Source organism: Rhizobium sp. P2_G2 (genome assembly GCF_056403555.1).
The window spans coordinates 1-9,779 of the sequence record NZ_JBFUFF010000160.1 but is presented as its reverse complement, the minus strand read 5'-3'; the positions used below and the strand labels follow the sequence as shown (position 1 = coordinate 9,779).

The 9,779-nt window shown below is 54.6% G+C and carries 7 protein-coding genes, 3 pseudogenes and 1 other annotated feature; of the genes and pseudogenes, 8 read left to right on the top strand and 2 right to left on the bottom strand.

All coding sequences use genetic code 11. The features are described 5' to 3' along the window. The 5 genes and pseudogenes from AC1D06_RS40085 to AC1D06_RS40065 all read left to right on the top strand — a co-directional run. Positions 1 to 164, top strand: a pseudogene (locus AC1D06_RS40085) (IS5/IS1182 family transposase); the annotation flags it as partial. Between the two features lie 226 nt (positions 165 to 390). Beyond that, a pseudogene (locus AC1D06_RS40080) lies at positions 391 to 1,331 on the top strand (IS3 family transposase); the annotation flags it as partial. Continuing rightward, positions 675 to 791: a sequence feature (AL1L pseudoknot), on the top strand. It overlaps the preceding pseudogene by 117 nt. A 47-nt stretch (positions 1,332 to 1,378) precedes the next feature. Next, the gene (locus AC1D06_RS40075; protein ID WP_477884500.1) at positions 1,379 to 2,785 is read left to right on the top strand and encodes an IS30 family transposase; all 1,407 of its coding nucleotides are present in this window, start codon (positions 1,379 to 1,381) and stop codon (positions 2,783 to 2,785) included. A 4-nt stretch (positions 2,786 to 2,789) separates the two neighbouring features. Continuing rightward, positions 2,790 to 3,092: pseudogene (locus tag AC1D06_RS40070) on the top strand (integrase core domain-containing protein); the annotation flags it as partial. Positions 3,093 to 3,845: 753 nt separating this feature from the next. Then, positions 3,846 to 4,607 (top strand): helix-turn-helix domain-containing protein, encoded by a 762-nt coding sequence (locus AC1D06_RS40065; protein WP_477991058.1) that lies wholly within the window; start codon positions 3,846 to 3,848, stop codon positions 4,605 to 4,607. A 747-nt stretch (positions 4,608 to 5,354) separates the two neighbouring features. Here AC1D06_RS40065 and AC1D06_RS40060 read toward each other — a convergent pair. After that, positions 5,355 to 7,283, bottom strand: coding sequence for a caspase family protein (locus AC1D06_RS40060; RefSeq protein WP_477991057.1), 1,929 nt, complete (start codon positions 7,281 to 7,283; stop codon positions 5,355 to 5,357). Then, the gene (locus AC1D06_RS40055; protein WP_477991056.1) at positions 7,280 to 8,119 is read right to left on the bottom strand and encodes a hypothetical protein; all 840 of its coding nucleotides are present in this window, start codon (positions 8,117 to 8,119) and stop codon (positions 7,280 to 7,282) included. Before AC1D06_RS40055 ends, AC1D06_RS40060 begins: the two co-directional genes overlap by 4 nt. A gap of 358 nt (positions 8,120 to 8,477) precedes the next feature. On the opposite strand from AC1D06_RS40055, the gene AC1D06_RS40050 reads away from it, so the two are divergent. The 3 genes from AC1D06_RS40050 to AC1D06_RS40040 all read left to right on the top strand — a co-directional run. Beyond that, entirely contained in the window at positions 8,478 to 8,672 is a 195-nt protein-coding gene (locus AC1D06_RS40050; protein WP_477991055.1) for a hypothetical protein, read from the top strand. Between the two features lie 88 nt (positions 8,673 to 8,760). Next, on the top strand, positions 8,761 to 9,267 hold the full coding sequence (locus tag AC1D06_RS40045) for a hypothetical protein (protein ID WP_477991054.1): 507 nt from the start codon (positions 8,761 to 8,763) through the stop codon (positions 9,265 to 9,267). 51 nt (positions 9,268 to 9,318) lie between these two features. After that, a partial coding sequence (locus tag AC1D06_RS40040; protein WP_477991053.1) for a hypothetical protein occupies positions 9,319 to 9,779 on the top strand: 461 nt, incomplete at its 3' end.

Below are 9,779 nucleotides of genomic sequence, written 5' to 3'. Positions count from 1 at the left end.
ACATTGTACAGCGGACCGTCGAAAGAACATTTGCTTGGCTCGGGCGTTGCCGCCGCCTCGCCAAGGATTGGGAAAAGTCCATCGAAAGCTCAACAGCATGGGCGCAAATCGCTTCAATCCGAATGCTCACCAGACGTATCGCAAGATATTGGATCTACGAATGAACTTTTGAATCGGGCTCTTACCACGTCGAACGCTCCCGCATACCCCAACCTCAGTTTTGGCGCTTGCGAGCCTGAAGCGCGTTTAGCAATCCGGCGCTACGCAATTACTGATAACGGCCCCGAGCGAATGCTAGATGGTGTGGGAGGACCGGTCACCACGAGACGCGACAAAGACCTGAACCGCGCCGGGTTTGCCGGAGGCTCCAACTCGTGAGAAAGTGGAGCCATGACAAGCAAGACAACGAACAAATTTTCACTTGAAGTCCGCGCCCGAGCGGTGCGGCTGGTTTTCGATCATGAAGCTGAACACCCCTCCCGCTGGGCGGCCGTCTCCTCGATAGCAGCCAAAATCGGCTGCTCAGCGCATACGCTCAATGAGTGGGTCAAGAAGGCGGAAGTCGATACTGGCAAGCGAGCCGGATTGCCGAGCGATGTGGCCGAGAAGATGAAGGCTCTGGAACGCGAGAACCGCGAACTTCGTCAGGCCAACGAGATTTTGCGCAAGGCGTCTGCATATTTCGCCCAGGCGGAGCTCGACCGCCCACTGAAGCGATGATTTCCTTCATCGATGAACACCGTTCGGTGCTCGGGGTCGAGCCGATCTGCAAACTGCTGCCGATTGCCCCGTCCACTTATTACGAGACCCTCGCCAAACGCACGGACGTGGATCGCTTGTCGGTCCGCGCTCGCAACGACATGGCGATGAAGGTCGAGATACGCCGGGTGTTCGATGAGAACTTCAGGGTCTACGGCGTGCGCAAAGTCTGGCGGCAGCTGCAGCGGGAGGGCTTCGATGTCGCTCGCTGCACCGTCGCCCGGCTCATGAGGACGATGGGCCTTCAGGGCATCATTCGCGGTAAGCCCGTCAAAACCACCGTGTCGGACAAGGCCAGCGCTTGCCCGCTCGACCGGGTCAATCGCCAGTTTCGCGCACCAAGGCCGAACATGCGTCCTTCGGACCTTTCCGATTTCACCTATGTCGCCACTTGGCAGGGCTTCGTTTACGTCGCCTTCGTGATCGACGCCTTCGCCCGCCGCATCGTCGGCTGGCGGGTGAGCCGGACTGCTCATGCCAGCTTCGTCCTCGATGCGCTGGAGCAGGCGCTCCATGAGCGGCGGCCCGTCCATCGCGGCGGGCTGGTCCACCACTCGGACAGAGGCGTTCAAGGCAGATTCAACCGGTCGCCGCAACACCTTGAAAGTAGGAGGTGTTAATGGTTACGGGAAGACGGAAGTCAGAGCGTTCAACGCGGCAAAAATTGTTCTCGCCAGGTCGGCCACCGGTGTGGCAGCGTGAGAACCTGTGTCGGTTCTGGCGAGAAGTGGCGGCGGGCTTGTCCAGCGAGGATGCCGCCGTGGAAGCCGGCGTCTCTGCCCCCGTAGGGAACCGATGGTTTCGGAGTTCTGGCGGCATGCCTCCCACTCATCTCTCGCCCTCAGCCATGCCACTCAAAAGCAGAAGCCTGACGTTCCGAGAGCGAGAGGATATAGCATTGGAATGCGCTCGGGGCACAGGCGTCCGTGCGATCGCGCGGAAACTGGGGCGATCGCCCAGCACAATATCGCGCGAGATCAGGCGCAATTCGGCCACACGCGGTGGCGACTTCGACTATCGCGCCATTACCGCGCAGTGGCATGCTGATAGGGCAGCACGACGGCCGAAAGCTTCAAAGCTTGCAACCAATCCAGCACTTCGTGACTACGTTCATGACCGGCTTGCAGGCCTCATTGCCACACCAGGCGGCATCGCCTTTGACGGGCCTGTCGTGGTATGGAAAGGACGACGGGCCGTTCATCGGCAAAGTCGACGTTGGTCCACAGCCTGGAGTCCGGAACAGATTGCGCGGCGTCTGAGACTGGACTTCCCCGAGGACTCGACCATGCGTATCAGTCACGAAGCCATCTATCAGGCGCTTTACATCCAGGGCCGCGGCGCATTGAAGAGAGAACTATCGGCCTGCTTGCGCTCTGGACGGGCGCTGCGTTTGCCTCGGGAACGTGCTCGTAACCGCGACAAATCCTTTCTTGGTGATGCACTGATGATCAGCGACCGACCCGCGGAGATTGGCGACAGAGCGGTGCCTGGCCATTGGGAAGGTGATCTCATTCTAGGTCTCGGCAGCTCAGCCATCGGCACCCTGGTCGAACGTACGACACGGTTCACAATGCTTCTGCACCTGCCGCGCATGGAACGCTACGGGAAGGACAAGTCCGTCAAAAACGGACCGGCTCTTGCCGGGCATGGTGCCGAGGCTGTGCGCGACGCGATCGCCGGGACCATCATGGAGCTACCGGCGCATCTTCGGAGATCATTGACCTGGGATCAGGGTGCGGAGATGGCTCAGCATTCTCAGCTCCGTATCGACACTGGCCTTGAGATCTACTTCTGCGACCCTCAAAGCCCGTGGCAGCGCGGAAGCAATGAAAACACAAACGGCCTGCTACGGCAGTACTTTCCGAAAGGCACCGACCTCAGCCAGCATGGGGCCGATGAACTCAGCGCCGTTGCGCATGCGCTCAACAGCAGGCCTCGGAAGACGCTGGACTGGCGCACGCCTGCGGAGGCTCTCGACGGGTTGCTCAAATCAGATATGATCGAAGGTGTTGCGGCGACCGGTTGAATCTGCCCAATACGTGTCGATCAAATATTCCGAACGACTGGCGGAGGCCGGAATAGAACCCTCCGTCGGCAGTGTCGGCGACTCCTATGACAATGCTCTGGCCGAAACGATCAATGGTCTTTACAAGGCCGAGGTCATTCATCGACGCGGCCCCTGGCGAAACTTCGAAGCCGTTGAATTCGCAACACTGGAATGGGTGGACTGGTTCAACCATCGAAGGCTTCTGGAGCCTATCGGAAATATCCCGCCAGCCGAAGCCGAGGAGCGATATTTCGCCATGCTGGACGAACCAGCCATGGCAGCATAACTTAAACCAAACGGCCTCCGGCAAACCCGGCGCGGTTCAATGGGTCTGATTGTCTTCATTCCAGTTGCCTTGCTATTCTTGGTGATGATCGCGTGCTTTGCGTGTGGTGTTGCACTGCTTGCGTGGCAAGTAATAAGCTATCTAGACAAGGGTACCTGGCCAGCGTTCACCGGTCTTGATGTCATCAAATCGGTAGCACGTTTGCTGCCGTATGACCCTCTGCTCAATTGGGTCCAAACCCCCGGCAGTTGGAAGGGTGTGCATGATATTCTCTTGCGAATACCCGGTTTCGCATTGTTATTCTTGATGACCGTTGCTCTTTTATGGGTGGGCGGAAAGATCCTGGATAGGCCGCCCAGGTAAGAAATGCGGCGTTTCGGTCCGACAAAAATTGCCGTTCGTAATAGCTCTTCAAGGACCCTTCAAAGGGGTTTCAATGCCACCTTTGGATCGATCTGAACCCAGGCGCAAAAACTGGAAAGTCCGAAACCTCGTGTCAAAAGTCCGAAACTTCGCGTCCGGCTACAACGACGCTGATCACCCTGAATTTGATACTTTTTCTGGAATATCAATGCGAAAAGTGATGGTGGGCCCGGAGGGCCTGCCGAATTCGAGGAAAATCAGCCGCTTAACCCTGTGTGGGACGAAGAGTCCATTTTATAAGAATCAATGGCTTAGTGGAGCCGCTGTCCCACCTTTTTCGGCCGTTTCTGGCCCTTCTTTCCCTGTCGTATTGCGCCAAGGGAGGCACACATGAGCGGGGCGCGGCCGTTTCGGGACGTGAAGCTGCAATGGCTTCAGCAGTTGAGCTGCGACAGGGATTTGAGCGACAGCGCCCGGTCTGTGGCGCTCTATATCGTCACCACGCATTTGAACGGCCACACCGAGAAGGCGTGGCCGTCCTATCAGACGATTGCCGACGCGACCGGCAAGAGCGTCAAGACCATTCAGCGCGCCGTCCGTGAACTTGAGGTCAAAGGATGGTTCGAGGTCCAGCGCGGAAATGGCGTCAGGCACAACACGGAATATCGTCCCTCGGCGGCGTCGATTTTACGCGCATCGGACGCCCGCGAAAAGACGGACAGAGTTGTCACCCTTTACCCTGACAAAGGTGGTCAAATCCGTCCGGCAAGGCGATCAGATTTGTCCGGCGAAGGGGGACAAATATGTCCACCAAACCCAGAGAAAGAAAAAATAAATAAACCTAACCCGCGCGAGGACGCCGCGCCGCGCGTCGAGACGCCGCGAGCCGTCCCGCTCATTTTCGTGGCCAAGGCGAAGGCGCAGCAGATCGAGCAATGGCGCGGCTGGCTGCGTCGTCACGGCTTTCCCTCACTCGAAGCTCTGAGCGTCCAGACCGTGAAAGCTGGCAAACCAGGCTATGCCTTGCCGGGCTATTGGCCTCCGGACGAGGCAAGTGCCAGCGCGCTCGACTGGATCGTTTTCTTCAGCCGTCGCCGTGACCACATTGATGTTGAAACCGCCCAAAAGACAGACCTTCGGAAGGCGTCATGATGGCTGGCGATTTGAAGGGAGCAAGGCTACCCCTGTCATACGGTGTGAATCGGCGCCGAACGTTGACCCCATGCGAAGGCTGCGTAAGGCTTTGATTTTCCGGTCTGAATCAGAAAATCGGTAGGGTCACGATCGGCGCCGATGATGACCCCAACCGTAGGACGAATTCATTAGAAAAATCATGCACTTGTTGCCATTCAGACGGGGGTCAAATTTCGGTGCTGATTCACAATCAAAAGTGAGTCAGAGCCAAATTTCGGTGCTGATTCAAAACACTCGACTGAGGCGCTTTCAAAAGGGGTGCTATTTCACCGCCCGACCAGAGCGACTCCGCGATTGAGGAGTTCGCTCAGTCTACGGCTCAGAAAATCCTTGGGCGATACCAGCTTGTCCAAAGGCCCTGGATCGAGAAAATGCGGGAGGCTGGGCGCTGAGTTTCCGGCAGGGCGCTCGGTCTCACCCCGCGCACATGCGCAAGCAGTCGCGGAAATTGCCCATTGCCGTCGCCCTAAATTGGAAATAGGGGCGGCGGCATTCCCGTCCGAGGATTGCCAAGGCGGCAAGGCCTTGAACCGTCAGTCACGTAGAAGTGCGCGCGTACCCAACGATCGTCTCGGTCTCCAAGTGTCCCACAACATCTAAGACAACTTGGGATAGTGCGCACCAAAAAGCAACTACTATTTATGTGGGACAGTCGATTTCCCTCCTGCGTTTTCCCGATGAAGCAAGGTCCAATGGAGCAGTCGGTTACTGATGCAGTGACTTTTCGCACAGTGCAGCTTCCATTTCTCGCCTGCGTCTCAACCCCGGAAGGCGTTCCGTGCGCCCAATGGATCTTAATATTTTTGGTATCTCGCTTTGATGACCGTCTTCGATTGCCTTTTTTAACTTTTTCAATTCCACCCCTCGGGGGCCGGGGCGCTCAAAAGAGCCAACGTTGTGGAGAGTTATCGCCACCGCACCAAAACAAGATCCATTAAGTTCCGCGGCTCTCGGCACGCTTTCTAGTAGGAGTTTGCCGAACTTATCCATATTTCTGATCAGGATAGCCTTTGCAGTCTCATAGGGAATTATGCGATCCTTTGGCCATTGAGCCACGAACACCGCTGCCGCTGCTTTATCACGTATGCCGACAGCCGGTTCGAGAGCGTCGACCATCGCGTTATCAAGCAATCCCGACAGATCTGCTCTCATTTGCTCTTTGGTTACATAACCAAGATTGTAATCCAGCCCGATGGTGACACTTCCGTCAAGCGAAACATAGGGAATGTTATATTTCGATTTGTCATAGGCGGATTTCGGAAGCCCCTCTAGCGAGGCGAGGAGGTCGACAGCACCTTCGCAATTAGTCATCGGACGGCCTTGCAATGTCGCAAAAAAGAAGGTGTCCCCTGCAGCTTTGTATGTGAACATCCTGCTTACATCTTGGTGATCTCCGGGGCTCAACATTCCTACCTTGCACTCATAGAATAGCTGATTGCCTACCTGTGTAGGCAGACTTTTCCGGACATTAACTTCCGTCCGTGCTGCTATTGTTGAAGCTGTCGGGATTTCAATATCCCCGATCCTACCCGCGGACAACTGCAGGAATTTCTGTGCCGCCTCGCAGCCGAACGGCAACGCGTCGCTAAAGCTGCCTGGCCTACAGATTAGAATGGCGGACTTCTTCCCCAAATAGACTGAATTATTGTTTGTTGGCGGCCGAATGCTGGTGCCAGCGAGCGAAGCTAGCGAATTTACAAGCTGTTTCTCGCGCTCATCATTCACCGCCGTTCGCCTCGAGTTGGCGAGCGCGATTGCATTATTAGCCGGCAGTTCGGTGTTTTGAGCCAACTTGTCAGAGCAAGTTGCCAAACACCAAGTTCCTACGATCCCGTCTTCGAAAACGGGAAACTGAGGATCGCCGGTGGTGTCGGCAAGCAGGTTAAGTAAGCCAAGTCTAACTTTTTTGGCGTAGTCGGCGATAGATAGCTCTTTACCTGAATCAAACTGCTCTAAAAGTATTCGCGCGAATGGCGATCCTAGCGCTTTGCCTTCATCTTGCGGAAGACGATCCGCAGCAACTTGACCGTAGTTCGCCGAATAGAATACAAATTGATTGGCAAAAAATACCTCAGGTCTAAGACCTGAAGTACTCAAAAATGATCGGCCTGGCAGGACATAGGGATTGACCCGACACGCGTCTACTATCCACACTTGAATCGCAACATTCCTATCGGCCAGATCCATCATCATTTTGTTCAAGGAAATGAGAGATCGCGTGAGTCCGTACTTTCCAACGACCTTGGAAGGTGGAGGGCTGTCTTGGGCAATTAGCTGCGTATYTCCATCGATGCTTAGTCCGTGACCCGAATAGTATAAGACAACTTCGTCCCCTTCATGTACGCCCACGAGAAAGTTGTCCCAAGCTTGAAACAACGGGTCACTTGCGGCTTCCTCATCGAATAGAGTTGTTGTTTCGTAACCGGCAGACTTGAGCTTTGCGGCAAAATTCTCTGCATCAACTCTTGCATTCAACAGCGGCGGCTGTAGATTTAGATAATTAGATATGCCGACGACGAATGCTTTCCTGGAAGCTGCGTGAGCTACGTGAGTTCCCGTAGCCAGCAAGGCCGTGACGATAAACGCCAAGCAGATGCGCTGTAGAAATCTTAAATTGAACAGCAGATGTGTCATTTGAGGCCAGCTTTGAATAGTTCTGCCTCTAAATCACGACGGCCAAGTATTCCCCCCATGTTAGGTTTTCCCTGCCACAGTCTTTTCATGCTAATTATTTCCGACGGAATTTTGTCGAATTCCTTGGAAACCATGTGTAACCTTATTCTCCTCATTTCAGAGTATCGCGGGGTCGTTTTTTTGAAGCTAGCGCCTCTGTTGTAGACCAAAGATACTAGTGCACCAAGAGAGTCGTCCGAGAGCATCTCGGCGTTTGGCAACGATGAAATCGTTTCGCCAATGTATCTTGGTAAGACTCTGTTCTTGAATTGGAAGTAAGCCGCATCCCACGGAACAACAATGTGCTTCAACTGGGGGAGTAGACGTTTGGCATCGCCCGCAGTCACTCCACATGCAACAGCTAGATCTGATATCATTTGCGGAGTGATTCCATTGATATCTTGCCAATCCTCCTCGAGCCATTCCGACCGAACATATCCAATGTCATATCCGATTCCGATCGTCACGCCCGATTGGCCCTGCGGCCAAATTGGGGATTGGTATTTCTTCACGTAGCGCGTTTCACTTGTGACCTCAAACGTGACAATCAGTTTCTTGGCGCGTTCAGATATCTCACGACTAGAGGCCGGAGGGCGGCTCGCGAATGGTCTGCCGGAAAAGAATTGAAGCTCCTCGAGTTGACGCTCTCTAAGTTGAGCAGCAAACTCAATCTCTTCTGGCTTGGCTGCAAAAGCGGCTAGGTCAGCATCGAATGTATCAGCGCGCGCATCTATGGGTAGGCAAGTTGTAGCGACCCCGCTTGCTGCGGCAATCATAAAAGCACGGCGGTTCAGCATTGGTGTCTCCCCCTCTTGATACCAGCCTAGGTAAGCATATTACTTTGTAGCAGTAAACTGATTTGTCCCACGCTTCTAACCCTGAGCGCCAGCGAGCTTGATGTTGATCGTGACGGTGTGTCCGGCTTCCGCAATCGCACACGGCGCGATCGAACGTATCAACAGTGGTGCGGACCGGCTTTCTTACATTGCTCATGGATACCTTCCGCCGCTGTCGCCATGGCAGTTCTCTCTAGGAGTATTTTGGATCAATGCCGCTTTGGAACGGACGTTGTGTGCAGGCGCCCCCGCGATAAACTTAATCGGGGTTGCTCTGGATAGGTCGGAGCCTTGCCCCGTGCTTAGTGAGGGGCGAACCATGAAGGACGATAGCGCAATTTTCATCGGCTTGGATAAACGTCGCCGATTACTTTTATTCATCTGCAGGCCGCCCGTCCGCCTTACTTTCCCGCGTTTTGGTATTGATGACGGCGCTGGCTCGACCAAAGGTTTGCTGTCTACTTGCATGAAAGCAATGAAAGTGCTTGAAGTACTAAGCGTTGTGGAAACTTGACGCTTTCGCTGGATCCAAACGAGCACAACAATGAACAAAAGGCGGCTTCCGCCGACATTCGTGACAGCATCGGAGGAGGTGCGGTACTATGCGGATATCCACTGCATTCAATTTTTGTCCGAATAGGTTGCTGTGGCAGCTGCTAGTTTGCGTTGCAGCGGCTTTTTGCTTTTCGGAGCAAGCTTTTGCGGACGCCGCCACGCATAACCTCACGGTTACGACTGAAACTTATCCAAAGACCGACTGCGACGCAAAAGGTGCTTGTGTCCCTGAGTGTTCGGTCAAGGGAGCGCTTCGGATCACAAAGTTCGGTCCCAAAATGTCAGTACCGATAGATATTCAAATTTGGTACAAAACTGATCATGTGGATACGGGCGAAGCCGCCATCTCGTTGACATTCGAGGATCTCGTCAAAGGAAAGAAGCTGAAAAGCCAGGGCCAGGCACCTGGATACGCCTGCAAGGACGTCGAAGTGAAACGGATTGTAGTTGAGTGCTCTACACAGGTCGACCAGAAATGCCCTGGCTTCTATTACGTTCAAATTCCGAACATTCCCGAACTCAAGATCAAACGTCAGAAGATCGAGGGCAAATAGCCCTTAGGTTAGTAGCATTGCATGTCGKCAGTCATTTCTGGGAGCAATCACATGCGCGTTTCATATTTTGTTTCTTTGGCACTGTTCGTCACCTCCGCTCTCATTGGCGGACATTCCGCGACGGCATGCGATCTCGCCCCGGTACCGGATTCCCAGGTCCCTGATCTCCTGAAGGGCAAGGGGGTACTTACATCTTCCAAGGTTGTCGTCTTCAGGTCGAGTCTTGAGCGCGATGAGGACGGAGCACCAAACGCTTACCACCGTGGCTTAGCCGACGCGAGCCCCGATCCGGGTCTGGACCACATCTGTAATGGCGGCGACGTGTTGGAGCTGGTGGGCAGTAAGCTTGTCAACAAATATCGCGATGGTGGTTCAATTGGCGCGCTAAGCGACGTTGATCCCACCACAGGAGTGAAGAGGTCTCTCCTCTGCAAACGGGACTACATTACCATTCGAGACGCCGGATTTCCCGCCTGTGGGCCAGGCCATTTGTGCATGCGGTGGTATGGCGT

Bases quoted from the DNA above. Each gene is read 5' to 3' on its own strand.
- AC1D06_RS40075 (WP_477884500.1), top strand. From the start codon at position 1,379: ATGGTTACGGGAAGACGGAAGTCAGAGCGTTCAACGCGGCAAAAATTG.
- AC1D06_RS40065 (WP_477991058.1), top strand. From the start codon at position 3,846: ATGAGCGGGGCGCGGCCGTTTCGGGACGTGAAGCTGCAATGGCTTCAG.
- AC1D06_RS40055 (WP_477991056.1), bottom strand. From the start codon at position 8,119: ATGCTGAACCGCCGTGCTTTTATGATTGCCGCAGCAAGCGGGGTCGCT.
- AC1D06_RS40050 (WP_477991055.1), top strand. From the start codon at position 8,478: ATGAAGGACGATAGCGCAATTTTCATCGGCTTGGATAAACGTCGCCGA.
- AC1D06_RS40045 (WP_477991054.1), top strand. From the start codon at position 8,761: ATGCGGATATCCACTGCATTCAATTTTTGTCCGAATAGGTTGCTGTGG.